23 protein-coding genes and 4 pseudogenes are annotated in these 25,456 nt (G+C 58.9%); 14 read left to right on the forward strand and 13 right to left on the reverse strand.

Going from position 1 to position 25,456, the window contains the following annotated elements; translation table 11 throughout:
- Positions 1-44: 44 nt before the first annotated feature.
- The 3 genes from M5B99_RS27940 to emhA are packed head-to-tail and all read right to left on the reverse strand — an operon-like array spanning position 45 to position 5,812.
- Positions 45-1,496: an AdeC/AdeK/OprM family multidrug efflux complex outer membrane factor gene (locus M5B99_RS27940; protein WP_248807093.1), complete on the reverse strand. Its 1,452-nt coding sequence runs from the start codon at positions 1,494-1,496 to the stop codon at positions 45-47.
- A complete protein-coding gene (locus tag M5B99_RS27945) occupies positions 1,493-4,645 on the reverse strand; it encodes an efflux RND transporter permease subunit (RefSeq protein ID WP_248807094.1) in 3,153 nt (1,050 codons plus the stop codon). The genes M5B99_RS27940 and M5B99_RS27945 overlap by 4 nt, the downstream gene beginning before the upstream one ends.
- 3 nt (positions 4,646-4,648) lie before the next feature.
- Positions 4,649-5,812 carry an efflux RND transporter periplasmic adaptor subunit EmhA gene (emhA, locus tag M5B99_RS27950; RefSeq protein ID WP_248807096.1) on the reverse strand — a complete coding sequence of 388 codons (1,164 nt, stop codon included), beginning with the start codon at positions 5,810-5,812 and terminating at the stop codon, positions 4,649-4,651.
- Positions 5,813-6,066: 254 nt separating this feature from the next.
- Here emhA and M5B99_RS27955 point away from each other — a divergent pair, with 254 nt between their 5' ends.
- Positions 6,067-6,699 (forward strand): TetR family transcriptional regulator, encoded by a 633-nt coding sequence (locus M5B99_RS27955; protein ID WP_248807098.1) that lies wholly within the window; start codon positions 6,067-6,069, stop codon positions 6,697-6,699.
- Between the two features lie 344 nt (positions 6,700-7,043).
- Here the strand turns inward: M5B99_RS27955 and M5B99_RS27960 are convergent, their stop codons facing one another.
- From M5B99_RS27960 to M5B99_RS27975, 4 genes are all read right to left on the reverse strand, one after another.
- Complete coding sequence (locus M5B99_RS27960; RefSeq protein ID WP_248807100.1) at positions 7,044-7,562, reverse strand: hypothetical protein; 519 nt, start codon at positions 7,560-7,562, stop codon at positions 7,044-7,046.
- A 274-nt stretch (positions 7,563-7,836) separates the two neighbouring features.
- A complete protein-coding gene (locus M5B99_RS27965) occupies positions 7,837-8,886 on the reverse strand; it encodes an alkene reductase (protein WP_248807101.1) in 1,050 nt (349 codons plus the stop codon).
- Positions 8,887-8,920: 34 nt separating this feature from the next.
- Positions 8,921-10,087, reverse strand: coding sequence for an MFS transporter (locus M5B99_RS27970; protein WP_248807103.1), 1,167 nt, complete (start codon positions 10,085-10,087; stop codon positions 8,921-8,923).
- A 15-nt stretch (positions 10,088-10,102) separates the two neighbouring features.
- Entirely contained in the window at positions 10,103-10,405 is a 303-nt protein-coding gene (locus tag M5B99_RS27975) for an ArsR/SmtB family transcription factor (protein WP_248807105.1), read from the reverse strand.
- 156 nt (positions 10,406-10,561) lie between these two features.
- On the opposite strand from M5B99_RS27975, the gene M5B99_RS27980 reads away from it, so the two are divergent.
- Positions 10,562-11,155, forward strand: a complete 594-nt coding sequence (locus tag M5B99_RS27980) for an ACP phosphodiesterase (protein ID WP_248807107.1) — start codon at positions 10,562-10,564, stop codon at positions 11,153-11,155.
- Positions 11,156-11,284: 129 nt separating this feature from the next.
- Here the strand turns inward: M5B99_RS27980 and M5B99_RS27985 are convergent, their stop codons facing one another.
- The gene (locus M5B99_RS27985; RefSeq protein ID WP_248807109.1) at positions 11,285-12,076 is read right to left on the reverse strand and encodes a lysophospholipid acyltransferase family protein; all 792 of its coding nucleotides are present in this window, start codon (positions 12,074-12,076) and stop codon (positions 11,285-11,287) included.
- Positions 12,076-12,831, reverse strand: coding sequence for an L-ornithine N(alpha)-acyltransferase (gene olsB / locus M5B99_RS27990; RefSeq protein ID WP_248807110.1), 756 nt, complete (start codon positions 12,829-12,831; stop codon positions 12,076-12,078). The genes M5B99_RS27985 and olsB overlap by 1 nt, the downstream gene beginning before the upstream one ends.
- 332 nt (positions 12,832-13,163) lie before the next feature.
- On the opposite strand from olsB, the gene M5B99_RS27995 reads away from it, so the two are divergent.
- The 7 genes and pseudogenes from M5B99_RS27995 to M5B99_RS28025 all read left to right on the forward strand — a co-directional run bounded on the left by M5B99_RS27995 (position 13,164) and on the right by M5B99_RS28025 (position 18,553).
- Positions 13,164-14,264, forward strand: a complete 1,101-nt coding sequence (locus M5B99_RS27995; protein ID WP_248807112.1) for a serine hydrolase domain-containing protein — start codon at positions 13,164-13,166, stop codon at positions 14,262-14,264.
- Positions 14,261-14,590 (forward strand): amidase, encoded by a 330-nt coding sequence (locus tag M5B99_RS28000; protein WP_248807117.1) that lies wholly within the window; start codon positions 14,261-14,263, stop codon positions 14,588-14,590. The genes M5B99_RS27995 and M5B99_RS28000 overlap by 4 nt, the downstream gene beginning before the upstream one ends.
- A gap of 64 nt (positions 14,591-14,654) precedes the next feature.
- Entirely contained in the window at positions 14,655-15,233 is a 579-nt protein-coding gene (locus M5B99_RS28005; RefSeq protein WP_248807119.1) for a YceI family protein, read from the forward strand.
- 1 nt (position 15,234) lies between these two features.
- The gene (locus M5B99_RS28010) at positions 15,235-16,392 is read left to right on the forward strand and encodes a phospholipase D-like domain-containing protein (RefSeq protein WP_248807121.1); all 1,158 of its coding nucleotides are present in this window, start codon (positions 15,235-15,237) and stop codon (positions 16,390-16,392) included.
- A 35-nt stretch (positions 16,393-16,427) separates the two neighbouring features.
- Positions 16,428-16,664 (forward strand): annotated as a pseudogene (locus M5B99_RS28015) (LysE family translocator); the annotation flags it as partial.
- A gap of 80 nt (positions 16,665-16,744) precedes the next feature.
- The gene (locus M5B99_RS28020) at positions 16,745-18,022 is read left to right on the forward strand and encodes a GGDEF domain-containing protein (RefSeq protein ID WP_248807126.1); all 1,278 of its coding nucleotides are present in this window, start codon (positions 16,745-16,747) and stop codon (positions 18,020-18,022) included.
- A 105-nt stretch (positions 18,023-18,127) separates the two neighbouring features.
- Positions 18,128-18,553, forward strand: coding sequence for a hypothetical protein (locus tag M5B99_RS28025; protein ID WP_248807127.1), 426 nt, complete (start codon positions 18,128-18,130; stop codon positions 18,551-18,553).
- 69 nt (positions 18,554-18,622) lie between these two features.
- Here the strand turns inward: M5B99_RS28025 and M5B99_RS30015 are convergent, their stop codons facing one another.
- The gene (locus M5B99_RS30015) at positions 18,623-18,736 is read right to left on the reverse strand and encodes a type II toxin-antitoxin system mRNA interferase toxin, RelE/StbE family (RefSeq protein ID WP_318654595.1); all 114 of its coding nucleotides are present in this window, start codon (positions 18,734-18,736) and stop codon (positions 18,623-18,625) included.
- A 254-nt stretch (positions 18,737-18,990) separates the two neighbouring features.
- Here M5B99_RS30015 and M5B99_RS28030 point away from each other — a divergent pair, with 254 nt between their 5' ends.
- Positions 18,991-20,115 carry an HPP family protein gene (locus M5B99_RS28030; RefSeq protein WP_248807129.1) on the forward strand — a complete coding sequence of 375 codons (1,125 nt, stop codon included), beginning with the start codon at positions 18,991-18,993 and terminating at the stop codon, positions 20,113-20,115.
- Here the strand turns inward: M5B99_RS28030 and M5B99_RS28035 are convergent, their stop codons facing one another.
- Positions 20,116-20,979, reverse strand: a complete 864-nt coding sequence (locus tag M5B99_RS28035; protein WP_248807131.1) for a LysR family transcriptional regulator — start codon at positions 20,977-20,979, stop codon at positions 20,116-20,118. It lies immediately after the preceding gene.
- A 342-nt stretch (positions 20,980-21,321) separates the two neighbouring features.
- A complete protein-coding gene (locus M5B99_RS28040) occupies positions 21,322-21,657 on the reverse strand; it encodes a DUF6124 family protein (RefSeq protein WP_248807135.1) in 336 nt (111 codons plus the stop codon).
- Between the two features lie 337 nt (positions 21,658-21,994).
- Here M5B99_RS28040 and M5B99_RS28045 point away from each other — a divergent pair.
- From M5B99_RS28045 to M5B99_RS28060, 4 genes and pseudogenes are all read left to right on the forward strand, one after another.
- A pseudogene (locus M5B99_RS28045) lies at positions 21,995-22,114 on the forward strand (IS481 family transposase); the annotation flags it as partial.
- Positions 22,115-22,122: 8 nt separating this feature from the next.
- Positions 22,123-22,764: pseudogene (locus tag M5B99_RS28050) on the forward strand (Arm DNA-binding domain-containing protein); the annotation flags it as partial.
- Between the two features lie 248 nt (positions 22,765-23,012).
- A complete protein-coding gene (locus M5B99_RS28055) occupies positions 23,013-24,593 on the forward strand; it encodes a hypothetical protein (protein WP_248807153.1) in 1,581 nt (526 codons plus the stop codon).
- A gap of 366 nt (positions 24,594-24,959) precedes the next feature.
- Positions 24,960-25,163 (forward strand): hypothetical protein, encoded by a 204-nt coding sequence (locus tag M5B99_RS28060; protein ID WP_318654596.1) that lies wholly within the window; start codon positions 24,960-24,962, stop codon positions 25,161-25,163.
- 56 nt (positions 25,164-25,219) lie between these two features.
- Here the strand turns inward: M5B99_RS28060 and M5B99_RS28065 are convergent.
- A pseudogene (locus M5B99_RS28065) lies at positions 25,220-25,406 on the reverse strand (hypothetical protein); the annotation flags it as partial.
- Positions 25,407-25,456: the final 50 nt, after the last annotated feature.

The raw sequence follows: 25,456 nt of genomic DNA on the forward strand, positions 1-25,456 counted from the left end.
AGGCAAAAAAAAAAGCCCACCTGGGAGGGTGGGCTGGTGAGGGGTCAGCCTTTCGGCGGCTCCTCGGAGATCGGCTTGGCCTGGCCGCTGTTTTCGTACCAGCCACCGCCGAGGGCTTTGTACAGGTTGACCTCGCTGGTGAGCTGCGACAGGCGATCGCTGATCAGTGATTGCTGGGCGCTGAACAACGAGCGCTGGGCATCGAGGAAGGTCAGGTTGCTGTCGACACCTATGCGATAGCGACGCTCGGCCAGGCGGTAGTAATCCTGGTTGGCGGCGACCAGATCACGCTGGGCCTGCAACTGCTGGTTGAAGGTCTGGCGTGCCGCCAGGCCATCGGAGACTTCCTGGAAGCCGGTCTGAATGGCTTTCTCGTAGTTGGCGACGCTGATGTCTTTCTGGATTTTCGAGTAATCCAGGCTGGCTCTCAGGCTGCCGGCGTTGAAGATCGGAATGTTGATGCTCGGCGCGAACGACCAGGTTCCCGAACCGCCCTTGAACAGACCGCCCATGTCCGGGCTCAAGGTCCCGGCATTGGCGGTCAGGCTGATGCTCGGGAAGAACGCCGCGCGGGCGGCGCCGATATTGGCGTTGGCCGCCAGCAACTGGTGCTCGGCGCCGAGAATATCCGGACGCCGTTGCAGCAGCTCGGACGGCAAGCCGGCCGGCATCTCGCTGAGCAGCTTGGCCGATAACGGTTGGGCCGCCGGCAGGTTGGCCGGTATACCGCTACCGAGCAGCAGGGTCAGGCTGTTCTGGTCCTGGGCCACCTGACGGGTGAACTGCGCCAGTTTGACCCGCGCACCTTCCACCGAGGTCCGCGACTGGCTCAGATCCAGGGCGGAAGCCACGCCGACTTCGTTGCTGCGGGCGGTCAACTTGTAGCTTTCCTCGTAAGCCTCCAAGGTGTCCTGGGTCAGCTTGAGCAGTTCCTTGTCAGCCTGCCAGGTCATATAGGCGTTGGCCACACTGGCGACCAGGCTGATCTGGGTAGTGCGGCGGGCTTCTTCGCTGGCGAAGTAAGTCTGCAGCGCCTTCTCGCTCAGGCTGCGGACGCGGCCGAACAGATCCAGCTCATAGGCACTGACGCCAAGGGTCGCCGAGTACTGACCATTGATCGTGGCTTTGCCGGTACTCGAAGCGGCTGCCGGCACCCGTTGCCGACTGCCGTTACCATTGGCCGTGACCGCCGGGAACAGGTCGGCGCGCTGGATCTGGTACTGGGCACGGTAGGCGTCGATGTTCAGCGCCGCGACCCGCAGATCGCGGTTGTTTTCCAGGGCTACCTGGATCAACTGTTGCAGCGCCGGATCGTTGAAGAACTGGCGCCAGCCCTGTTCGGCGGCCGCGACATTCGCCGCCTGGGCCGGCGAGTAGGCCGGTCCTTGCGGGTACTGTGCCGCTACCGGCGCGGCAGGGCGCTGGTAGTCGGGGATCAACGAGCAACCGCTGAGCACGAAGGCCGCGACCGCTACACTGAGAAGGGACTTGCTCATTGGCCAGCCTCGTTGCTTGGAGTTTCAGTAGTGTCTGACTGCTTGTGCTTCTTCTCGCCGCCGATGGACGACACCGACACGAAGAACAGCGGGACCCAGAAAATCGCCAGAATCGTCGCGGTGATCATACCGCCAATAACGCCCGTACCGATGGCGTGCTGGCTACCCGAACCGGCACCGGTGGAAATCGCCAGCGGCACCACGCCGAGGATGAACGCCAGGGAGGTCATGATGATCGGACGCAGACGCATCCGGCAAGCCTCGATGGCGGCATCGATCAGGCTGCGGCCCTGTTCATGCAGTTCCTTGGCGAATTCGACGATCAGGATGGCGTTTTTCGCCGCCAGGCCGATGGTCGTCAACAGGCCCACCTGGAAGTACACGTCGTTGGACAGCCCGCGGAAGGTCGTCGCCAACAGTGCACCGATGATCCCCAGCGGTACTACCAGGACCACGGCGATCGGAATCGACCAGCTCTCGTACAACGCGGCGAGACACAGGAAGACCATCAGCAGCGACAGGGCGAACAGCGCCGGCGCCTGGGAACCGGACAGCTTTTCCTCGTACGACAGGCCGGTCCAGGAAATCCCGACGCCGGCCGGCAGTTTCGCGGCAATCGCTTCGACTTCCGCCAGGGCCTGGCCGGTACTGTAGCCGGGAGCCGGCGCACCAAGGATTTCCACGGCGGCGACGCCGTTGAAACGCGACAGCTTCGGCGAGCCGTAGACCCACTCGCCCTTGGCGAAAGCGGAGAACGGCACCATGATCCCGGCGCTGTTGCGCACGTACCATTTCTGCAGGTCTTCAGGGCTCATCCGTGAACTCGGCTTGCCTTGCACGAACACCTTCTTCACCCGACCACGGTCGATGAAGTCGTTGACGTAGCTGGCACCCAGGGCAATCGACAAGCTGTTGTTGATGTCCGAGAGGGACAGGCCCAGGGCACTGGCGCGCTCGTCGTCGATGCTCAGTTGGTATTGCGGCTCGTCGTTCAGACCGTTTGGACGTACCTGCGCAAGCACCTTGCTCTGCGCGGCCATGCCGAGGAACTGGTTACGCGCGGCCATCAACTTGTCGTGACCGATACCGGCCTTGTCTTGCAGATAGACGTCGAAACCGATGGCGTTACCCAACTCCAATACGGCTGGCGGAGCGAAGGCAAACACCATCGCATCGCGGAACGAGAAGAAGTGCTGTTGGGCACGGGCGGCAAGGCTGAACACGGTGTTCTGGCTGGAGCGCTCATGCCATGGCTTGAGCATGATGAAGCCCAGGCCCGAGCTCTGGCCATTACCGGCGAAGTTGAAGCCGTTCACGGTAAACACCGACGCCACGGTGTCGGATTCCTTGGTCAGCAGATACTCACGCATTTCGTTGAGTACCGCCTGGGTCCGCTCGGCACTGGAACCCGATGGCGTCTGTACCTGGGCGAACAGTACGCCCTGGTCTTCTTCCGGCAGGAACGAGGTCGGAATGCGCATGAACAACCAGATCATGCCGGCAAAGATGATCACGTAGACCAGCAGGTACGGTGCCTTGTGGCGCAGGATGCTGCCCACGGTACGTTCGTAGCCACGCACGCTGCGGTCGAAGTTGCGGTTGAACCAGCCGAAGAAGCCGCGTTTGGCCGTGCCATGGTCACCCTTGGCGATCGGCTTGAGCATGGTGGCGCACAGCGCCGGGGTGAAGATCAGGGCAACCATCACCGACAGGGCCATGGCCGAGACGATGGTGATCGAGAACTGCTTGTAGATCACCCCGGTGGAACCGGCGAAGAACGCCATCGGCAGCAGAACCGCGGAGAGCACGAGGGCGATACCCACCAGTGCACCCTGGATCTGCCCCATGGATTTCTTGGTCGCTTCCTTGGGTGACAAGCCTTCCTCGCTCATCACCCGCTCGACGTTCTCCACCACGACGATGGCATCGTCCACCAGCAAGCCGATGGCCAGGACCATACCGAACATGGTCAGGGTGTTGATGCTGAAGCCGGCCGCCGCGAGGATCCCGAAGGTCCCGAGCAATACCACCGGTACGGTCATGGTGGTGATGATCGTGGCGCGGAAGTTCTGCAGGAACAGGAACATCACCAGGAACACCAGCACGATCGCCTCGACCAGGGTTTCAACCACGCCCTTGATCGATTCGGTCACCACTGGGGTGGTGTCGTACGGGTAAACCACTTGCATGCCCTGCGGGAAGAACGGCTCCAGGGTGGCGATGGTCTGGCGCAAGGCCTTGGCGGTGTCCAGGGCGTTGGCGCCAGCGGCGAGTTTCACCGCCAGACCCGACGCCGGCTTGCCGTTGTACTGGGCGTTGACGCTGTAGTTTTCACCGCCGAGGGCGACATCGGCGACATCCCCCAGGCGCACTTGCGAGCCGTCCTGGTTGACCTTGAGCAGGATCGCCTTGAACTGTTCGGCGGTCTGCAGACGGGTCTTGCCGATGATGGTGGCATTGAGCTGTTGGCCGGGCATGGCCGGCAGCCCACCGAGTTGCCCGGAAGCGACCTGGACGTTTTGCGCGGCGATGGCGGTTTTCACATCCACCGGGGTCAGTTTGAAGTTGTTCAGCTTCGCCGGGTCGAGCCAGATGCGCATCGCATACTGGGCACCGAACACCTGGAAGTCACCGACACCGGCGGTTCGCGAGATCGGGTCCTGCATGTTGGAAACGATGTAGTTCGCCAGGTCGTCGCGGTTCATGCTGCCGTCTGTCGAGACAACACCAATCACCATCAGGAAGTTCTTCACCGACTTGGTCACGCGAATACCCTGTTGCTGCACTTCTTGCGGCAGCAACGGGGTGGCCAGGTTCAGTTTGTTCTGCACCTGGACCTGTGCGGTATCGGGGCTGGTGCCCTGATTGAAGGTCGCGGTAATGGTCATGCTGCCGTCGGAGTTACTCGACGACTCGATATAACGCAGGTTGTCGATACCGTTGAGCTGTTGCTCGATCACCTGGACCACGGTGTCTTGCACGGTCTGCGCAGAAGCACCCGGGTAGGTCACGGCAATCGCGATGGCCGGCGGTGCAATGGCCGGGTATTGGTTGATCGGCAATTTGAGGATCGATAGAGCCCCGACCAACATGATCACCAGGGCGATAACCCAGGCGAAAATTGGGCGGTCGATAAAAAATTTCGACATGGTTTACTCCCCTTTGCTGCCTGCGGCTTTAACTGTGGCCGGGGCAGGCGCCGGGTTGGCTGCCTTCACGTTAGTGGCTTCGGTGGCCTTGACTTCAACGCCAGGACGCACGAACTGGAGACCTTCGGTGATCACCCGATCACCGGCTTTCAGGCCGTCTTCGATCAGCCATTGGCTGCCGACGGTACGGCTGGCCTTGAGCTGACGCAGTTCGACCTTGTTGTCCGGGCCGACGACCAGTGCGGTCGGGGTGCCTTTCAGGTCACGGGTCACGCCTTGTTGCGGGGCGAGAATCGCGGCGCTGTTCACACCGGCCTGCAATTGGGCATGCACGAACATGCCGGGCAGCAAGGTGTGATCCGGGTTCGGGAACACCGCGCGCAGGGTCACGGAGCCGGTGGTTTCATCCACGGTGACTTCCGAGAACTCCAGCTTGCCGTCCAGCTTGTACTGGCTGCCGTCTTCCAGGGTCAGCTTGACCGAGGCGGCGTTGTCACCGGCTTTCTGCAGGCGGCCGCTTTCCAGCTCACGGCGCAGTTGCAGCAGTTCGGCGGTGGACTGCGTGACGTCGACGTAGATCGGGTCGAGCTGCGAGATCGTGGCCATGGCATTGGTCTGGCCGCTGCTGACCAGCGCGCCTTCGGTCACCGAGGAACGACCGATACGCCCGGACAGCGGCGCGTAGACCTTGGTGTAACGCACGTTGATCTGGGCGCTTTGCAGGGCGGCTTCCGATTGCAGGCGGTTGGCGACGGCGGTGTCGTATTCCTGGCGGCTGACGGCTTGTTCATTCACCAGTTGCTTGTAGCGATCGGAAATCGACTTGGTCGATTGCAAGTTCGCTTCGGCGCTTTTCAAGGTCGCTTCATAGACCGACGGATCGATCTGGTACAGCTGCTGGCCGGCTTTGACATCGCCGCCTTCCTTGAACAGACGCTTGAGAATGATGCCATTGACCTGGGGGCGGACTTCGGCGATGCGGTAGGCCGTGGTTCGACCGGGCAGGTCGGAGGTCAGGGTAAAGGCCTGGGTTTGCAGGGTAACGACGCCGACCTGAGGCGCGGGAGGGGTGGCTGGCGCAGCAGCCTTTTCCTCTTTACATCCGCTGAGCAGCGATGCCAGGGCGACGGCGGTGACCAGAGCGGTAACAGCTGGCTTGAGTTGCATGAAGATCCTCGGGTCAGGCGCGCACGATGCACACAAGAAAAGTGGAAGGGTAGGAAAGGTGATCCGGGTGGATAAATAGGTTGCTAATGAATATACTTACATTCATGGTTGTTTGTAAATACTTGCGCTTTGCGCAGAAATAGTTACAAAGCATGTAATTTAGCCCGGGAAAAGGCACGACGATCGCCTCCCGCCATTAAGTCCTGATGAAGCCCGGCATTCGTCCGCGGCACCCTGATTGAGGTTTTACTGCCATGGCCCGTCGCACCAAAGAGGAAGCTCAGGAGACCCGCAGACAGATACTCGAAGCCGCTGAAAAGGCTTTCTATGAGCGTGGTGTGGCGCGCACGACCCTGGCTGATATCGCGACTCTGGCGGGCGTGACCCGGGGTGCCATCTATTGGCATTTCAGCAACAAGGCCGAGTTGGTCCAGGCGATGCTCGACAGCCTCCACGAACCGCTGGATGCCTTGGCCCGGGCGAGCGAGAGCGAAGAGGAAGTCGATCCGCTGGGCTGTATGCGCACATTGCTGATTCATGTGCTTCGTCAGGTTGCGCTGGACCCCCAGACCCGGCGAATCAACGAAATTCTGTTTCATAAGTGCGAGTTCACCGATGAAATGTGTGACCTGCGCCGTCAGCGCCAGGCCGCCAGTGTGGACTGCAATCTGAAGATCGGCTTGACCCTGCGTAATGCCGTTGCCCGCGGACAATTGCCCGAGCAACTCGACCCGGCCCGTGCCGCCATTGCCATACACGCTTACATCCATGGAATCATTGCTCAATGGCTGCTGGTCTCCGACAGCTTTGAACTGCAGACGGAAGCGGAGCGTCTGGTGGACGTCGGGTTGGACATGCTGCGCTTGAGTACTGGCCTGCGCAATTAAGTCAAAATGCGTATTTGATTCTAGTTGTATCAGAACTGGACGCGAACAAGGTTGACGTGTCGTATCGACGGGCCACAGCAGCGCATTATCTACCTGACCGCGTTATCTTGGTAGTTAGTAAGCTACGTATTTTGTAGCAAAAGTGTTGCGGGACGGTGAATGAATGTACCCGATTTGTTGCACAAGGAACTGAGCTGGCGCTCAAGGGCATTGCGATGACTGGCCGCAACGGGCCGGCGGTGGCCTGGGGGAAGGGCAGACGGCGGCACGGCTCGGTGTTTTTCCTTGCGGGCTGCGTCTTGACCCGGTGTTGACCACCGCGATGGTTCAGTGCTCGGTACGACTCAACTCATGCTGAACTTGACGTTATAACTGTAGGGCGGCGCCTTCAGGGTTTTGCTCAGGCGCGCCTTGCAGGAAGCCTGGCGCTCACCGATGGACTCGGCGTTCCTGATCCAGATGGGCAGGTAGTTGGGGCGTGGGGTGTGAGCGAAGCGTTCTTGCAGGGTATGTTGGGCGACGAATCGGCACTTGCGCGGCCCTGCCCCATAGATGAACCAGGCCCTTGGACCGTCCAGTACCAGTTCACGGCGTTCGCCGCTGGCGATGTTGAAACTTGATGGCGCGGCACCGCGCAGGTCGAGGCCGGTCCCCAGGAGTTCGAGGGGGTCGGGGGAGTCGTTGCTGATCTCGATGGACGTGACTATTTTGAAAAGGCCTGGTTTTGAGGTGTCGGGGTCTGGAGTGCCGGGGCCGAGCGTGTCGGCGTCAGGGCTGCCGGTGGCGAAGGCGGCCAGTGAAATCAGGCCCGAGAGCACGGCGCAGAGCAGGGTGAGGCTGATGGACTGCAGGAGAGGAGTCATCTGATTAATTCCTTTTAATGAGGTCTTTGAGGCAGCGTCATCCCATGACACTGCGCGCCTGGCCGGTTGCGGCGGGGTGCTGGGTAAGTATGGGGTTTGTTACCGAAAATACCCGGAGTAAAGGGCAGCGTCGTATGTAGGCTTATTCCCATATTGGAGTGAGCCACCTTAATGAGGTGGGCGAGTTGTCGGTGACTGTCCTGCCTGCGCCCACAAAAAAGCCCCGGCGCTTGCGGGCCGGGGCTTTCTGCTGGCTGGCGTTGTGGGGTAATGCTTACAGCGTCGGGTAGTCGATGTAGCCGACCGGGCCCTTACCGTAGAAGGTTTCCGGGTGCGCTTCGTTCAACGGCGCATCGGCTTTCAGACGGGCTGGCAGGTCCGGGTTGGCGATGAACGGCACGCCGAAGGCCACCGCATCGGCCTTGCCGCTGGCCAGCCAGGCGTTGGCGCTGTCCTTGGTGAAGCGTTCGTTGGCGATGTACGGGCCGCCAAATGCCGCCTTCAGTTGTGGGCCAAGGCTGTCGCTGGCCTCTTTCTCGCGGGAGCAGATAAACGCGATACCGCGCTTGCCCAGTTCGCGAGCGACATAGGTGAAGGTTTCCGAGAGGTTCTCATCGCCCATGTCATGGGAGTCGGCGCGTGGAGCCAGGTGCATGCCGACCCGGCCGGCGCCCCAGACTTCGATCACGGCATCGGTCACTTCGAGCAACAGGCGTGCCCGGTTTTCCACCGAGCCACCGTAGTTGTCGGTACGCTGGTTGGTGCTGCTTTGCAGGAACTGGTCGAGCAGGTAGCCGTTGGCGCCGTGGATTTCCACACCGTCGAAACCGGCGGCCTTGGCGTTTTCCGCACCGACGCGGTAGGCGTCGACGATGTCGGCGATTTCAGCGGTTTCCAGGGCGCGCGGGGTCGGGTAGTCCGACAGTGGGCGCACCAGGCTGACATGGCCCTTGGGCTGGATGGCACTCGGCGCGACCGGCAGTTCGCCGTTCAGGTACGAGGGGTGGGAGATACGGCCCACGTGCCACAGTTGCAGGAAGATCCGTCCGCCCGCGGCATGGATGGCCTTGGTCACGTTGGACCAGCCACGTACCTGGTCGTTGGACCAGATACCCGGGGTGTCCGGGTAGCCGACGCCCATCGGGGTCACGGAGGTGGCTTCGCTGAGGATCAGGCCGGCGGAGGCGCGTTGCACGTAGTACTCGGCCATCAGCGCGTTGGGCACGCGACCTTCATCGGCGCGGCAGCGGGTCAGCGGGGCCATGATAATGCGGTTGGGCAGTTCCAGGTCGCCGAGTTTGATCGAATCGAAAATAGTTGCCATGTGTACAACCCTCGTTATCAGTGATTAGCAGAAGTCAGTTGGTAGCTGGAGCCAGTTCGTCGTTGTCGCTCTGGCGAAAGGTGATCAGGGTCACCAGCAGTGCGAGGACCGCCAGTGCCGCGGCGGCCAGGGGCACGCTGGTGAGGCCGAAGCCGTGGGCGATGACGCTGCCGCCGACCCAGGCACCGAGGGCGTTGCCGACGTTGAAGGCGCCGATGTTCAGGGTCGAGACCAGGTTGGGCGCGGCCTGGCCGTAGGTCACCACGTTGATCTGCAGGGCCGGCACGGCGGCGAAGCAGGCCGTGGCCCAGAGGAACAGGGTGATTTCGGCGGGGATCAGCACCAGGCTGGCCCAGGTCAGCACGGTGGCCAGCACGGCCATGGCGATGAACACGCCGATCAGGGTGGCGGCGAGGTTCTTGTCCGCCAGCTTGCCGCCGATGATGTTGCCGACGGTCAGGCCCAGGCCCATCAGCACCAGGGTCCAGGTCACGCCCCGTGGCGAGACGCCGGTTACTTCGCCGAGCAGCGGCGCGATATAGGTGAACAGCGCGAACACCGCGGCGGCGAACAACGCGGTCATGCTCAGGGACAGCCAGAGTCCGGCACCCTTGAGCGCGGCCAGTTCGGCACGCATGTCGAGCTTTTCCTCGTCGTGTTTGGCCGGCAGGTAGCGGATCAGGCCGATCAGCGCGATCACACCGATCACTGTCACCGCCCAGAAGGTCGAGCGCCAGCCGGCCTGCTGGCCCAGCGCGGTGCCCAGGGGGACGCCGAGCACGTTGGCCAGGGTCAGGCCGGTGAACATCAGGGCCACCGCCGAGGCACGTTTGTCCGGGGTCACCAGGTTGGCCGCGACCACCGAACCGATACCGAAGAAGGCACCGTGGCACAGGGCGGTGATGATCCGGGCGAACATCAGTACGTTGTAGTCACTGGCGATGGCACAAAGCAGGTTGCCGACGATAAAGATCCCCATCAGCGCCACCAGGGCTGCCTTGCGCGGCAGCCGTGCGGTGGCCATGGCCATGAACGGTGCGCCGATCGCCACGCCCAGGGCGTAGCCGGTCACCAGCCAGCCGGCGCCGGGGATCGACACGCCGAGGTCCGCTGCCACGTTGGGCAGCAGGCCCATGATGACGAACTCGGTGGTGCCGATGGCGAAAGCGCTCAGGGCCAGGATGAGTAACGAGAGGGGCATCGGGTACGGTCCTTATTAGAGCTCTTGGCTCATGATGCGGAGGAATTCCTGGATGGTTTCCTCGTTGCGTTTGAAGAAGTGCCACTGGCCGGATTTCTGGCTGGTGATCAGCCCGGCGCGCTGCAGGGTTGCCAGGTGCGCGGAGACGGTGGACTGCGACAGGCCGCAGCGCTGGTCGATCTGTCCGGCGCAAATTCCGTACTCATGGTTGTGGTACTGCTCGGGGAACTGGTTTATCGGGTCTTTCAGCCAGCTGAGAATGTCTCGGCGTACTGGGTGTGCCAGCGCTTTTATTATTTCGTCGAGGTCAATGGGCATGGTCGTTGCTCGGGGTGGGTAAAACGTTATATCGCGATGGAGCGAAATATATATCGGTATTTCGCGATACACCAATATGATTTTGATCTGATCTCAGCGTTGTTCGCTATATCGGGTTATAACGATATAGGCCGGCGGGGTGCTAAGCTATCGTCCATGAATTATCTCGCACACCTGCATCTGGGCGGCCAGCGCCCGGAACAACTGCTCGGCAGCCTCTATGGCGATTTCGTCAAAGGTCGCGTGCAAGGGCAGTTCACTCCGGCGATCGAAGCGGCGATTCAGCTGCATCGCCACATCGACGTGTTTACCGATCGGCACCCTTTGGTGGGGCAGGCCCTGTCGCGGTTTTCCCTGACGCGGCGGCGGTATGCCGGGATTGTCCTGGATGTGTTCTTCGACCATTGCCTGGCGCGGGATTGGGCGCTCTATGCCGAGGGCGATCTGGACAGCTTCACCGCCCAGGTTTATCGCGTACTGGAAAACGAGCGGAATCTACCGGGACGCCTGGCCGAGATGGCGCCTTATATGGCGGCCAATGACTGGCTGGGTTCCTACCGTGATTTCGCGGTGCTGGCGCAGGTGCTGCGGGGCATTTCGCGACGCTTGTCGCGGCCTGAGGAACTGGTGCATGCGATGCGCGAGTTGGAGGGGTTGTATGAACCGTTGAGCGAGGATTTTCGGCAGTTCTATCCCGAGCTGCAGGCGTTTTCCCGCGCCCGCTCCCTGGGGGAACGCGATCCCTTGTAGGGGCTGGCTTGTCGGTGATGAGGCCAGTGAGCCTTGCATCGCCTGAACGATCGCTATCGCCGGCAAGCCAGCTCCTACAGGTTGTACGGTGTTTTCAGTATCTCAGTCGGGTGCGCACGAACGCGTTGATCAGGCCGCCTCGGCCTGGCACGGTACCGCACGCTTCACTGGCGCCACCTCGCCGAACAAGGCCATCTGCACCGCCTGCTGCGCCTGGAAGGCCAGTGCCGCACGTTCCTGGCCGTTGCAGGCGATCGGTTCGAGTATCTGGATCTCCACATCGCCCTGGTCATTGGAGAACAGGCGCATCAGGTGCGAGAGCAGATCGTCGTCGCCAATGAACGGGGCCAGCAGGTCGGGCTTGCCGTCGCGCAGGTAACGTATAGCCACGGGTTGCAGGGCCACGTCCGCATCAATCGCCGCTGACAGCAGGCGACCGTGGAAGGTGCGCAGCGAACGACCGTCGGTGGTGGTACCTTCCGGAAACATCAGCAATGGATGTTGCTGTTCCAAGTGACGGGTCATCTGCTTGCGGATCAGTTGGCTGTCACCCGAGCCGCGGCGGATGAACAGGCTACCGGCTTTCGCGGCCAGCCAGCCGGCCACCGGCCAGGTGCGTACTTCGGCCTTGGACAGGAAGGACAGCGGGGCCAAGCCGCCGAGCAGGGCGATATCGGTCCAGGACACGTGGTTGCTGACCCATAGCATCGGTTGGCTGGGCAGCTCGCCGCGCACGGTCACGCGAAAGGGCAGGGCATTGCTCAGGCGCGCCATGAAGAAGCGCGACCAGCGTTGCCGCCGGACCATGGAGTTGGCGACCCTCAAACGTTCGAAAACCCCGAACATGCTGGCCATGCTCAAACCGAGCGCTACCACCAACAGCACCCGGGCTATGCGGCCGTACACCCGTAGGCGGCTCATCAGACGGCCGCCTTGAAGTGCCGTGCGTAGCGTGGACACAACTCGTCGCGCTTGAGCAGGATAAATACGTCAGCCACCTGGAAGTCTTCATCCCAGCACGGCTCGCCGCAGATCTTCGCGCCCAGGCGCATATAGGCCTTGAGCAGCGGGGGCATTTCGGCGATGACGTTGCCGGGAATATCCAGTGATGGCAGCGGCTTTTTCGGTTCGGCGCGCAGGTGTTCGGTGCACAGGTAGCGTTCGCGCAAGCGCTGCATGATCGCCTGGGCCTGGATTCCGCCGTCCTGCATCGAGATGCTGGCGCAACCCATCAGGTAGCTGTAGCCGCCTTCATTGAGGACTTCGGCCAGTTCGCCCCAGAGTACGGCGATGGTGCCGCCGTTGCGGTAGGCCGGGTCGACGCAGGTACGGCCGATTTCCAGGATCGGCCCTTGCAGATGGCCCAGGCCGTGCAGGCTGAATTCTTCTTCGCTGTAGTAACGACCCAGGCTGTTGGCGGCCTTGTGGTCGAGCAGGCGGGTGGTCGCCACCAGGCGGCCGCTGTTCAGGTCGCGCACGCCGATATGGGCGCAGTGCACATCATAATCATCCATGTCCAGGCCCAGTTCAGCGCCCTTGAGCTTGGCATTGAATTCGCCGCTGAAGACGTTGAAGCGCAAGGCCTGGGCTTCTTGCAAAGCCGCGGCGCCCAGCAGGCGTTCGGCTTGCAGGCGGCGTTCACTGCCGGTGTCGCTGATGCGGGCGATCTGGGTCATTACGAGTCTCCGGTTGCCGGCCAGGGGTGCGGCCAGTCGACTTTGTTGTGCAAAGTCAGGCTATTTAGCCCCGGTGTCATCGCCATGAAGCTTTGGTGATGGTTGTATGACAGGGGGCCCGGAACGGGCCACTCAAGGTGCCGAGACCTTGAATACTCCCCAAAACCTGTAGGAGCAGGGCTTGCCCGCGAAGGCGTCTTTGAGAACGCTAAAAGCTTCGCGGGCACGCCAGGCTCCTACAGGTTTTATGTTCGACCTCGGAGAATCCGTGCACCCGGATTGTCATCAAACGCGCTTAGGCTGGTGCGAGGCTATTTCTGCGAGCGGGCGCCATGTCCAAGGGTTCGACCTTTTTTCCTGCCTTGTTGTTGGCGTTGAGCCTGACCGCGCGTGCCGAGGTCTGGCCAGCTGAAGACTGGTCTCAGGGCCCGCAGGTGTCCGGACCGGCGGTTGAAGCCCTGGAGTCCTACGCGTTTCCCGTCCGCGACGATGACACGCGAAAAGGTATTCGCAGCGATGCGCTGCTGGTGATCCGCCACGGCCAGATCGTCTATGAGCGCTACGCCGGTCCGACTACCGTCAACACCCCGCACCTCACCTGGTCCGTCAGCAAAAGTGTGATGGCCACCGTGCTTGGTGTGGCCTACGGCCAAGGCCTGTTCCAGCTGCATGACTCGGCGGCACGTTTCTACCGTCCCATGCGCGCCCATCCCAACGTGACCCTGGAGCACCTGATGAACTGGTCCTCCGGTATCGATTGGCAGGAGGACTATGAATACGCACCGCTGAAGTCGTCGGTGGTGGCGATGCTTTACACCCTGGGGCGCAGCGATATGGCCGGCTATACCGCTGCCCATGGCCAGTACAACCGGCCGGGGCAGGTCTTCCGTTATTCCAGTGGTGACAGCAACGTGCTGTCCGCCGCCTTGCGCCGGATCGTCGGTGCCAAGCGTTATCCGAACTATCCCTGGACCGCATTGTTCGAGCCGCTGGGCATTCGCAGCGCAGTCTGGGAACGCGATGCCAACGGGACTTTCGTCGCCTCGTCCTATGCTTATATGACGGCCCGGGATCTGGCGCGGATCGGTCTGTTGATGGCGCGCGAGGGGCGTTGGGGCGAACGGCAATTGCTGCCCAGGGCCTGGGTGAATTTCAACCTGCGGCCTTTCGCCGGCTACCAACCGGGCCAGGATGAAGCCGTGGGCGGCGGCCAGTGGTGGCTCAATCGTTCGATCAAGGGCGCCGCCAAGCCTTGGCCGGATGCGCCGCCGGACACCTTCGCCGCCCTTGGGCACTGGGGCCAGGTGTTGTACGTGATCCCCAGCGCTGATCTGGTCATCGTGCGCTACGGCGATGACCGCGACGGCAGCTACCGGCACAATGAACTGCTCAAGCGGGCACTGGCGGCGTTTGCACCGACGGTGACGCCATGAACGCCAGGGGATTTGTGCGGCGCCGTCCGCTGCTCAGTCTGTTGTTGGTGTCGCTGCTGGCCCTGGGCGCTTGGGTCTGGCATGAGCGGCAGGCCTTGCAAGCCTTTCCGCGGATCATCAGCGCCTATACCGCCAAGGAGTACTGTTCCTGCCGTTATGTGATGAATAACCCGGCGGACTATTGCCTGGGCTACGTCAAACAATCGGTGCCGGTCAGTGACTTCCACGATGATCCCCAGCAGCACCGGGTCACCGCCCGGGGATTGGGGCGTAGCAGCAGTGCGGTCTGGATCGGCCCGCGCGAGGGCTGCCGACTGGAGCCCTGATCCGTGGTTTGCCACCTCTATCCGGGGCGGGTAAGGTGGTGCCTACGTTCAATCAGGAGCTTGCATGCACCGGTCCCGCCTATTTCTGGCCCTGCTCGGGGTGCTTGCCCTGCCGGCCCAGGCCAATTGGTACCTGGACAATGAGTCCTCGCGCCTGTCGTTCATCACCACCCACAACGCCGATATTTCCGAAGTCCATCGTTTCCTGACCCTGCACGGCAAGGTCGACGGTCAGGGTGTGGCGACCCTGGAAGTGGAGCTGGAGTCGGTCAGTACCGGCATTCCCCTGCGTGACGAGCGCTTGCGTCGCGACCTGTTCGAGATCAAGACCAGGCCCGAGGCGCAGATTGTCGCGCAGATCAATGTCCAGCCGATCAACGACCTGGCCCCTGGCGCGCAATTGGAGTTGCGTCTGCCTCTGGTGGTGAAACTGCGCGGCAGGGAGCACAGCTACAACGCCGAACTGTTGGCAACCCGCCTGGATGACCGGCGGTTCCAGGTGGTGACCCTGGAGCCGTTGGTGCTGCGTGCCGAGGACTTCGATCTGCTACCGGGGCTGGCGACGTTACGCAAGGCCGCCGGTCTGTCGGCCATCAGTTTGTCGGTACCGGTGGGCGCGGTACTGATTTTCGCGGCGCGCTGACATGGCCGGGGCGATCTTCCCCTGGCGGACCGACAACGCCTTCGAGCTGTTGATCGATGGCCCGAGTTTCTTTCCGCGGATGCTCGAAGCGATTGCCCGGGCCGAGTACCAGGTGGAGCTGGAGCTTTACCTGGTGGAAGCCGGCGCCTGTGCCGAAGCCATGGTCCGGGCGCTGGCCGAGGCGGCCGAACGGGGAGTGCGGGTGCGTTGTCTGTTCGATGATTACGGCAGCCTTGCGTTTACCCTGGGCCTGCGTCGACGCTTGATCGAGGCCGGGGTCGAGCTGCGCTTCTACAATCGCCTGAGCTGGCGTCGTTGGGTGCGCAACCTCTACCGTGATCACCGCAAGATTCTGCTGGTGGATCAGTCCCTGGCGGTGGTCGGCGGTACCGGCGTCACCGATGAGTTCTGGGCCCCGGGCGAAGAACGCTTCGAATGGCACGAAGTCATGGTGCGGATCAGCGGCCCCCTGGTGCTCGACTGGCAACTGCTGTTCGACCGTCAGTGGCTGGCCAACGCGCAGCGGGCTGCCTGGAAACCTCTGGCGCCCTTTGGCCTGCCACGTCTGCCACGGGTTCCGCCGGCCGGACGGGGCCTGGGCCGGGTCGCCTACGCCGATGCCCGGCAGCACCGGGACATTCTGCGCTCCCTGGTGCGGGCGCTGAACAGCGGCCAGCGGCGCGTCTGGCTGGCGACTCCGTATTTTCTGCCAACCTGGAAAGTCCGCCGCTCCCTGCGCCGGGCGGCCAATCGGGGGATTGATGTGCGCTTGTTGTTGACTGGGCCGCGCACTGATCATCCGTCGGTGCGCTACGCCGGCCATCGTTATTATCCGCGCCTGCTCAGGGCCGGGGTGCAGATTTTCGAGTACCAGCCGTGCTTCCTGCATCTGAAAATGGTGTTGATCGATGACTGGGTCAGCATCGGCTCGTGCAACTTCGATCACTGGAACCTGCGTTTCAACCTGGAGGCCAATCTCGAAGCCCTCGATCCTTCATTGACCCGGGCGGTGGAGGCCAGTTTCCTCAATGATTTCACCCTCAGCGAGCCGGTCAGCTTGCAGGATTGGAAAGCGCGGCCGCTATGGCGGCGGGTCAAGCAGCGGCTATGGGGCTGGGTTGATCGGTTGGTAGTCAATGTGCTGGATCGGCGGGATTGATCGACTCCGGTCCAACAGGCCCCGTGCCCGGGAGTTCCAGTCGTGCCGAGCTGTTGCAGTGGTCAATGTTGCCGTGGCTGATTTTTGTCAGTTTCCTTGGCGGTGTCGTGGCATACGCTATCCTCATTGGTATTGTCGGTGCCCGGCCGGTCAGGGCGTTTTACCAGCGGCACGAGTTGATAATCACCCGCCTGTGTGGCGTTATGTTTATCGGCTTCGCCATCAACGCGCTGGTTCATGCATTGCCGGGGTTGATGCCGAACGAGGCTTGAATCTGCTGCAAGGGGAGGGCAGGAGGCCGGTATTTCCATGGATAGATACTGACGCTACTTTTTTGGGCGATCTCTTTCTGATGGAATCCAAGATTGTCACGCCGCTGGCCAGCTTTATCGACCTGTTGATGGACGCCGTGTGCGCGGTGGATATCGAAGGGCGATTCGTTTTTGTCAGCGCCGCCTGCGAACGGATTTTCGGCTACACCCAGAGCGAACTGATCGGTATGCCGATGATCGATCTGGTGCTGCCGGCGGACCGCGAGCGCACCTTGATGGCCGCCAGCGAAATCATGGGCGGTCAGCCCAAGCCGTATTTTGAAAACCGCTATGTGCGCAAGGACGGCCAGGTGGTGCATATCATGTGGTCGGCGCGCTGGTCCGAGGTCGACCAGTTGCGCATCGCCGTGGCTCGGGATATCACCGAGCGCAAACTGGCGGAGTCCCGGCAGGCGGCGCTCTACGCGGTTTCCGAAGCGGCCCACGTCACCGAGGATCTGCTGGCGCTGTTCCAGCGGGTGCACCAGATCATCGGCGAATGGCTGCCGGCGGAGAATTTCTGCGTGGCGCTGTACGATCAGCAGCGCGACCAACTGAGTTTCCCCTACCATATTGATGACCGCCGCCAACCGCACATGGTCGACCGTAACTGTGCCGAGGTCGTGCGCAGTGGCCAGCCCCTATTGCTGAACATCGAAGGCGCACCTTCGTGCCTGGGCGTGCCACTGAACTCACAGAACGGCACCATTGGAGCGCTGCTGGTAAAAAGCAGCGGTGGCGAGCGCTATACCGAACATGACCTGGAACTGCTGCAATTCGTCTCGGCCCAGGTCGCGGCGGCTATCGAGCGCAAGCAATTGCATGCACGCCTGGAGTACATGGCGCGCTACGACCAACTGACTCATCTGCCCAACCGGGCTTTCCTCCAGGAGCGCCTGAAGGCCGCGCTGGTCCGGGCTCGGCGCGACGGTGGGCTACTGGCGTTGCTTTATGTCGATCTGGACAAATTCAAGCAGGTCAACGACAACTTTGGGCATGCGGTCGGCGACCTGCTTCTGCAGGAAGTGGCGCGACGCCTGCAGCTATGTGTCCGGGAAACCGACACGGTGGCGCGTATTGGTGGCGACGAATTCGTCATCCTGCTGGAGTATCTACAGCAGCCGGAGCATGCCAGTCGGGTGGCCGACAAGGTCCGTCACCTGCTTGGCGAGCCCGTGCCCTGGGAGGCTTTCGACCTGAGTATCGTGGCAAGTATCGGGATTGCGCTGTATCCGGAAAATGGTGAAGAAGCACAGCAACTGTTCAAGCATGCGGATGAGGCGATGTATGGGGTCAAGCGGGGTGCGGTGACGCACTGACGGGGGGCAATTGTAGGTATTTGTATCTGACTTTGTACAAAATCGCTAAAGTTCGTTGGTTTCAGGTCGATGTCATGGAGACCTAAACCTGAATGAGCTTCTGTCATGGTTTCCATCAATAGTGTCACCATCAATACCCCTCCTGTCGTTCCCACCGCCTCTGCGTCAGGCACTGGGAAGTCCGCTGATACCGGTAAAGACGGCAAGACCGAAGGTAAAAGTTCGACGGGCGTCAAAGTCAGTCTGTCCGGTGCCGGGATCGATGCGTCCAAGGCCGCCCAGGCCCAGGCGGCGGCCTCGGAGCCGCCGGGTATCAAGCAACTGCGCAAGCAGATCGAGCAGATGCAGAAGATGATCGCCCAGAAACAGGCTGAACTGCAGCAACTTCAGGCGAACAAGAGCATGAGCCCGGACCAGAAGGCCGCACAGGTCAATGCCGTGAATACTGAGTTGTCGGCTCTGTATGGTTCGTTGGCCTCTCTGAACAACTCGTTGATCTCGGCCTTGAAGAAGCAGGCTGACAAGAAGTAAAGGCTGATTCAGGTGGCAGGGTGTGATCAGTGGTGACTCATCGCTTTTCAGGCGTTGCGGTGGAGAATGTCAGGCCAAAAAGTCACCACCGATGTGACACGCCCTGAAACCGTCCCAATTATCTGTCAATGCGTGATTTCGATATTGCGTGGGTGCTGGCTCGCCCAAGAACAGCAGCATCATTTAGGTTGTAAGAGTCAGTTCGTGGCGGGGGCCGAGTTGGGCCTGGGCGTTTGTATTCAAAAAGCTTAGGGAAGATGAAAGCATCGATTTTGATATCAAAAAAAATGCATTCATGTAGCAATATTTTGCGTTTGTCAGCCGGTTCCAGTGTTGCAAAAATGGCGACCTGATTTCCCAGGGAGTGCTCTTTTTGTGCCTCCCCCCGGTACACAGGCTCATTGATATCAATGAGCCTTTTTTATTAAGCGTGAAAAATGCTCAAGTCTGTCTTCTCAAGTTTTTACCCGGCATCATCCAATACAAGGCCCAGGGAGTGGTTGCGTGCGTCAGTCGGAGCGTGTGCGGGTGTTCTTGTTACGTCCCTGGTGTGCCAATACTTCTACGGGCTGCAGCTGACACTTCATCTTGTCGGGCCCGTCGGCGCATCAGCTGTTTTGTTGTTCGCTGTTTCTACAGGCACGCTGGCTCAGCCCTGGTCGATAGTCGGCAGCTATTTTGTCGCTACGGTGGCCGCGCTGATAGCCGTGTCGCTACTCGGCCATTCTTTTTTTAGCGCCAGTGTCGCGGTGGGCTTGGCGATTGGGGCGATGTGTATTCTTCGCTGCCTGCACCCTCCCGGAGGGGCGGTTGCGCTTTGTGTGGTCTTGTCTCAAGCCGATTTGGCGCCCCTGGGTCTGCATGTTTTTTATCCGGTGATGCTGAATGCCATGACGCTCTTGGGATGTGCGCTGGTCATCAATAATCTGACAGGTATGCGCTATCCCAAAGCCCATATCAATCCGGCGGCAGAGATCAATCACACCCGGGATATCCCTTCGTTCGAGAGGGTCGGTTTTAATAGTGATGACCTTGACGCCGCCCTGGCGGAGGTCGACGGATTTGTTGACGTAACGAGAGAGGACCTGGAAAGCATTATTCGATCCACTGAAAAGCACGCGTTAAGACGAAGCATGGGGGATATCCAGGCCTCGCAGATCATGTCGAAGGATGTGCTGTCAGGGACACCGCAAACCACGATCAAAGATGCGGTGCGGATCCTGATGCATCACCACATCAAAACCTTGCCCGTGCTGAATGAAGAAAAACATATCGTCGGCATTATCAGCCTGACGGATATCATCAAACACCCGGTCACCCGTCGGGGCAGCGGGTTGTCAGGCGTGTTCGGGGTCAAGAAAAAAACCGTATTGAAAGACATCATGCATGTCCCGGTGACCTGTGTGACGACAACGACCCACATTGTTGAACTGATCCCTTTATTGTCAACGCAGGGCTTGCACTGTATTCCGGTCCTGCACAATGACGTGTTTGTTGGGGTCATCACACAGACGGACTTGATCGCGGCCTTGCACCGCGATCTGATCGTGCACCTGCATTAGTCAGATCAGCGGGTCCCAGCGTTGAGACCAATCACTATCGCGAGTGACAATGTCTTTCAATAGTTTTATGGCGAGCTGCAGTTCGGCGGATGATCGGCTGCGGGAGTAGACCAGGAAGGTCGGGTAGCTGAACTCAGGGGCGGAGCTGACGCGCTCAAGAATGCCGCTGTCAATATAGGACTGCACGACTCGGGTTCTGAAGTAGCCCGATCCGCCATTGTCGAGAATATATTGCAGGGCTACGGGCCCCAGGTTGAAGGAAAGCGCCGCCTTGGCCTTCTCCGGCAGGGCCGCATCATGGGATTGGCGAAAACCATCGCCCCAGTCGATGTAGACATAGGGCTCAGGCTTGGCGATCAGACGGACCAGGATCAATTTCTCTTCGAGAATCTGCTCGACTTGCAGGTCGGGCCAGTAGGCCGGTTGATAAACCAGGGCGGCATCTAACAGGCCAAGCTCCAATTGCCGCAATAACATTGAGCCGTCCCTGATCTCGGTTTTGATGGCATGGGTCGGTATTGATTTCTGGATTTCACGAACCCAATCCAGGATCAGCGGATTGCATAAACTGACTTCGCCACCGACATGCAATATTTTATGAAAACCTTCGGGCAGGGGCAGATCCCTGATCGCGGCTTCCCAGGTTTGTACCAGCTGGTTGGCATAGACAACGAAGGCTTCCCCATCCGCCGTCAGTTTGGCCCCGGCTTTATTGCGCACGAATAACTTGCTGTTGAGGCTGTTTTCCAGCTTTTGCACGCGGGCGGTTATCGCCGTCTGGGTCACATGCAATCGCTGCGCGGCGGCAATCAAACTGCCGCATCTGACGATCTCCAGGAAGGTTTTAGCCAGCTCGATATCCATGCTTATGCGCCCAAAAATACCTTATGGAGCCATGCGGGGGCGGGCCTTGTAAAGATGAGTCCGGGGGCACTTTTTCAGATCTGCTGCCGGCCCTTGCCTGGGAGTGATGCCTTCCGAACAATGGAAGTTCATTTTGGGTAACCCTGTTCACCATCAAGACTATGTCGCCCGCCGGGATGCGTCTGAACATTCGTCTGTGGACGCGGGTTACCAGTGGGACCTGATCCGGCTCTTTTTGATCGGCTCTTTGCTGTCTTGAATATTCCTTTTCTGTGGCTTCACACTTCAATGCAGGCCAAGAAAGGGGGAGCAGTGCTCCCCTCTATGCCGCTCCTGGGGCCGTCAGTTTGTGACTGCTGGCGGTTCCTCTTCCAGCAGCGAATCCACCAGCCGTTGAGCCAGTTCGATCAGATGTACCACGCCCATCGCCACCTTGCGATGGGGGCCGGTGAGGTTGTCGGCGTTTTCGTAGGCCGTGGCGGCGGCGGAGTCCAGGATCGAACTGGTGTTGACCAGGGTTTCTTCGTGACTTTGAAAGGCATCTCGTTTTGCGGCGATGCTAGATCGTTTCGGTGGACTTTCTTGCGGTAGATAGTGGGATAAGGCGCGGTCGGCGGCTTTGGGGTCGATGGTTTCTATGTTGAGTGAAAGCGGTGGGTTGGGTGTGACTTTGTACATGACAGTAACTCCTAACGCATCAATGGGAGCTACCAGCTTTCGCGACTAAACGAATGGAGTGGCAGCTGTACGCAGGTTAGTCGACCGGAGCGTTAGGAACCCGGCGCACCCGAGGGTGCCCTGCGCACAGCCACCATAAAATACAGGCGTAAAAAAACACCTGAGGGAAGGTGGCGCATGCGCCTAACGACTGCCTGGGCGACTAAACCCGATCACTGATTTGGCAGTGACGATTTGAAGACTAGCCACCAGTGCTGGCAGGCGCAAGTGGGTTAGATTTTCTAGGAAATTTCAGTCGGTGGAAAGAGAGTTGTCCTGCTGGCTCGGCAAAATCACTAGGCATCTGAAGGCCTTACGATGGCGTACTCCCTTCAAGGTGATCTGCGAGGCCTGGACTCAAAATCCAGACCGTTTCACAATTGATCCGCACCATCTCATTCCGGGACTGAACACCTAACAGACAAACAGATACGATCAATGAACCCCGGCGAGACCGACTACACGCGCTCCGATCAGCGAGGTTCTCGCGGCAGCGGTGCACTGGTGGTCAAGGTCAAAACCACCGGGGTCAAAGAGCTGTATTACGTTCGCTATGTCCAGCAGAAGATCCGCCGCAAAAAGCTGGGCAATTGGCCGGACCTGTCATTGTCCGATGCGCGGCTCCTTTGCAGTGAGGCAGGCCAAACCGATGCGTTTGGTGGTTCATTGCCTCTGCTCCTCGATTCCTACGTTTCAAAACTGAAGGCCGAGGGGGCGGTATCGCACGATGACGTGAAATGGTCCTTCAAGAAATACATCACTGAGCCGCATCCAGAAATCGCAAAGCTGCCGGCCACCCTGATTGAGCCCGGCCACATCAAGGACATCTTGTCGAAGATAATTCAGGACGGCGTGACGACATTCACAAACCGTGTGCGGGCTAGGTTGCATCATGCAGCGTTCCAGCACGGCCTGAATCAAGAAAACAACCCTCGGGAGTATCTGAAGGACGGGATTCAGTTTGGGCTGAAACATAACCCCGTGGCGGGCGTCCCAGTGCAGAAAGATTGGGAGAAGCCCGGCGAGCGTGCACTATCGGGGGAAATTAAACCACTACAGTCGTGGTGACTTTTCCGGTCTCCAGGTATTGGATGTGTCGCGGGTCGACCGCCGCAGCGAAGTCGTCGACTTTCAGCCTGCGAGCGCTCTTGGCCAGCCGTAAGACGAACCAGTGCCTCTGGAAAACTTTTTTTCACATTGGTGAAAAGTGATTATGATGGCAACGTGCCAGATAGCGCCGTGGGGCTCATCAAGCCAGGTGCATGAAGCTTGCAGATTTATTTTCCATAGCCTGCTGGGTCTACTAGGGATAAGTAATGATTGATATCACGAAGATGGCGAATTCTGGATATTTGTTGTCACACGCTGAGTTCTACGGTAGAGATCGTAGTTTTACAAAAATCTTGGCGGGTAATGATAGAAAGGCTTTGGCTTCAGTTTTGTCTTGCCTGTCCTTTGTTCAGAAAGACGAGCTTAGTTTCCGCCAGTGGGGAATTCAAACGTTGTGCAAAACGGCCGCGAAAAAGTCTGCTGCAGCGGAGCGTGCTGTGTTCACTAGGCTTCAATGCTGGCGTTTGTGGTCGCTATTGTTTAGTGAGTGGATTCCAGGTAACAAATATATTACTCGAAGACGGGAGTTTGACGTTATCCATGAGGCGTTTGCTAAACTGAATGATAGGCCTGATCATGATGGTGACGATGGTCACCAGGTCTTTCTCAAGTCGATCACAGGGGATTCGCGGGATAACTATATTTCCAAGCTCGGGCGGACGCAAAGTATATTCTTTGCGGAAAGTCCCTTGACGCCATACATCAAGGTTTTCGAGGAGAGTATTGGAGTCTCGGTTGAAACTTATATAAACGTGATTTTCCACATCTTGGCGCGCTGGCACCAAATTCGTGAAGGTCAGGACATGTTGCCAAGTCTTGAGCGGTGGGCGATTTCGGAAAAATCTCTGAGCATGGAATTAAATATTTCAGTAGAAGAGGTGGCTGCAATCTTAAAAGAAATCTCGTTTACCGCAAGCGAGGGGAGGAGGTTTGCTGAGGAGTTTATTGAACAGCCTAGTGAGTTTATGTTCTTCAGGGAACATCCGCTTTTTGAAATTAAGAGTGGCTTGTTTATACCCGTGGAAGGTAAGCTATGCGAGGAATTGTTGTTTGAAAATTTGATGTATCGCATTCACAAGGCGAATGGAGAACAGAATAAATTCTTGGTCTTGTTTGGTGTTGAGTTTGAGCGATATGCGCAACAGTATGCTGCTAAGTTTCTTAAAAGTCTGCCTCATTATGAGCTGATCGACGAATTTAGCTTTGGTTCGAAAAAGAAAGGTGGTAAGTCTTCTGATATTATAATTTCAGTTCCTGCTGAACAGGCTGTGGCGGTATTTGAACTGAAATCGGCTCGTCCGTTATATGCTAGCTTGTCCCGCGATGGTGATCCAGAAAGCATTGAGAAGAGCATATACAAACTTTTTGAATATCCCATTATGCAAGCTTTCGAAGCTGTTCAAAAAATCATCAAGGCTGAAGCGCATCCGGCATTTACGAAGGATGCTAAGTATGCCTTTGTAAGCGTTACAATGAATAATTATCCCATGACTTTGTATAAGTTCAAATTCCTGGATGGATTTGGCAGAGATATGTCTAGTGCTATGTATTCATTTGATATCGAGACTTTTGAGGTCTTGATGCGCGCTGCACGGCATTCTGATAAGTTCAATGTGCTGCGTTTGTTGCATGAGTCCGGAAAAAAGCGAGGCGAGATGTCTGCGAAAACGGTGTTTAGTCGTTATATTGACTACATGGTTAGTGAGGGGTCTCCTCATGAAGAATTGTACCATGCTGTGCAATCGGATATTTGTAGCAAGCATTTTGCGTACTTCCAGCGCCCATGATTTTACTCGCGATTTGTGCCTGCAAGTTTAAGCTTTTGGTTTTGGCCTAGTTGTGGCTTGAACTGCCAATGATGACTCGAGTGGTCAGTTGAACTCTGCTGACCATTGAGGAGTTGAAGTGCGTGCATAAATGCGATTTGCACGCACTCAGGATCACTTAGGCCTCTTCATGCCTTGGCCGACATGCAACCTCCCTAGAGAACGGGCCCGATTTTTCCAGCTAGTGGAAAACTGATTTCCCCAGGTGGTGTTTTTCCACTACGTTGTGGTTACCGTGGAATCAGCGCATTCGACACGCCTGATGCGTTCTCAAATAACAAAGCCTGGGAGTCAGATCCCAGCAGACGGAGGTACTTGGAGGTGACCATGACACAAAAGCTTTTCACCCCACTCAAGGTCGGCGCGATCACTGTGCCCAATCGAGTGTTCAGGGCTCCCATGACGAGGCTGCGGTGCATCGAACCAGGTGACATTCTTACGCCTCTGATGACTGACTATCTATTACGCCCAGCGTGCTTCCCATGCTTTTGCATTCGTTCATCATCGGAGAAAGATCACGATTTCCTGTAGTGGCGCCTTCTCGATTCTATATTTGTTGGCCTTGCCCATACCACCAAAGTAGTTGGTGTGTCAGGATAATGGACGCCTGCCAATGACACCTTGGCCACCCCGGATTCCCGATCAAAATAGGAAAGGAAATGCCACCCACCCGTGGTGCTTCCTGGATGGGGGAAATTGATGGCGGCTTTCCCTGTTATGTAGTTTTTTTCGGGAGACGCGTTTGAGGTCAAAATCGAAGAGTGGCTTGTTCATGGCAAGCTTGCCTCCACGGTTAGCTTTGTTAAGCCTCGCGTTGGGCGCCG

Origin of the sequence: Pseudomonas sp. MWU13-2100, assembly GCF_023242365.1 — a bacterium.
GTDB lineage: Bacteria > Pseudomonadota > Gammaproteobacteria > Pseudomonadales > Pseudomonadaceae > Aquipseudomonas.

Bases quoted from the DNA above. Each gene is read 5' to 3' on its own strand.
- M5B99_RS28010 (WP_248807121.1), top strand. From the start codon at position 15,235: ATGGCCGGGGCGATCTTCCCCTGGCGGACCGACAACGCCTTCGAGCTG.
- M5B99_RS27940 (WP_248807093.1), bottom strand. From the start codon at position 1,496: ATGAGCAAGTCCCTTCTCAGTGTAGCGGTCGCGGCCTTCGTGCTCAGC.
- M5B99_RS27955 (WP_248807098.1), top strand. From the start codon at position 6,067: ATGGCCCGTCGCACCAAAGAGGAAGCTCAGGAGACCCGCAGACAGATA.
- M5B99_RS28030 (WP_248807129.1), top strand. From the start codon at position 18,991: ATGCTCAAGTCTGTCTTCTCAAGTTTTTACCCGGCATCATCCAATACA.
- M5B99_RS27960 (WP_248807100.1), bottom strand. From the start codon at position 7,562: ATGACTCCTCTCCTGCAGTCCATCAGCCTCACCCTGCTCTGCGCCGTG.
- M5B99_RS28040 (WP_248807135.1), bottom strand. From the start codon at position 21,657: ATGTACAAAGTCACACCCAACCCACCGCTTTCACTCAACATAGAAACC.
- M5B99_RS28020 (WP_248807126.1), top strand. From the start codon at position 16,745: ATGGAATCCAAGATTGTCACGCCGCTGGCCAGCTTTATCGACCTGTTG.
- M5B99_RS27985 (WP_248807109.1), bottom strand. From the start codon at position 12,076: ATGAGCCGCCTACGGGTGTACGGCCGCATAGCCCGGGTGCTGTTGGTG.
- M5B99_RS27995 (WP_248807112.1), top strand. From the start codon at position 13,164: ATGTCCAAGGGTTCGACCTTTTTTCCTGCCTTGTTGTTGGCGTTGAGC.
- M5B99_RS28060 (WP_318654596.1), top strand. From the start codon at position 24,960: ATGACACAAAAGCTTTTCACCCCACTCAAGGTCGGCGCGATCACTGTG.
- M5B99_RS28055 (WP_248807153.1), top strand. From the start codon at position 23,013: ATGATTGATATCACGAAGATGGCGAATTCTGGATATTTGTTGTCACAC.
- M5B99_RS28025 (WP_248807127.1), top strand. From the start codon at position 18,128: ATGGTTTCCATCAATAGTGTCACCATCAATACCCCTCCTGTCGTTCCC.
- M5B99_RS28005 (WP_248807119.1), top strand. From the start codon at position 14,655: ATGCACCGGTCCCGCCTATTTCTGGCCCTGCTCGGGGTGCTTGCCCTG.
- M5B99_RS27975 (WP_248807105.1), bottom strand. From the start codon at position 10,405: ATGCCCATTGACCTCGACGAAATAATAAAAGCGCTGGCACACCCAGTA.
- M5B99_RS28000 (WP_248807117.1), top strand. From the start codon at position 14,261: ATGAACGCCAGGGGATTTGTGCGGCGCCGTCCGCTGCTCAGTCTGTTG.
- M5B99_RS27945 (WP_248807094.1), bottom strand. From the start codon at position 4,645: ATGTCGAAATTTTTTATCGACCGCCCAATTTTCGCCTGGGTTATCGCC.
- M5B99_RS28035 (WP_248807131.1), bottom strand. From the start codon at position 20,979: ATGGATATCGAGCTGGCTAAAACCTTCCTGGAGATCGTCAGATGCGGC.
- M5B99_RS27980 (WP_248807107.1), top strand. From the start codon at position 10,562: ATGAATTATCTCGCACACCTGCATCTGGGCGGCCAGCGCCCGGAACAA.
- M5B99_RS27970 (WP_248807103.1), bottom strand. From the start codon at position 10,087: ATGCCCCTCTCGTTACTCATCCTGGCCCTGAGCGCTTTCGCCATCGGC.
- M5B99_RS27965 (WP_248807101.1), bottom strand. From the start codon at position 8,886: ATGGCAACTATTTTCGATTCGATCAAACTCGGCGACCTGGAACTGCCC.
- emhA (WP_248807096.1), bottom strand. From the start codon at position 5,812: ATGCAACTCAAGCCAGCTGTTACCGCTCTGGTCACCGCCGTCGCCCTG.
- olsB (WP_248807110.1), bottom strand. From the start codon at position 12,831: ATGACCCAGATCGCCCGCATCAGCGACACCGGCAGTGAACGCCGCCTG.
- M5B99_RS30015 (WP_318654595.1), bottom strand. From the start codon at position 18,736: ATGATGCTGCTGTTCTTGGGCGAGCCAGCACCCACGCAATATCGAAAT.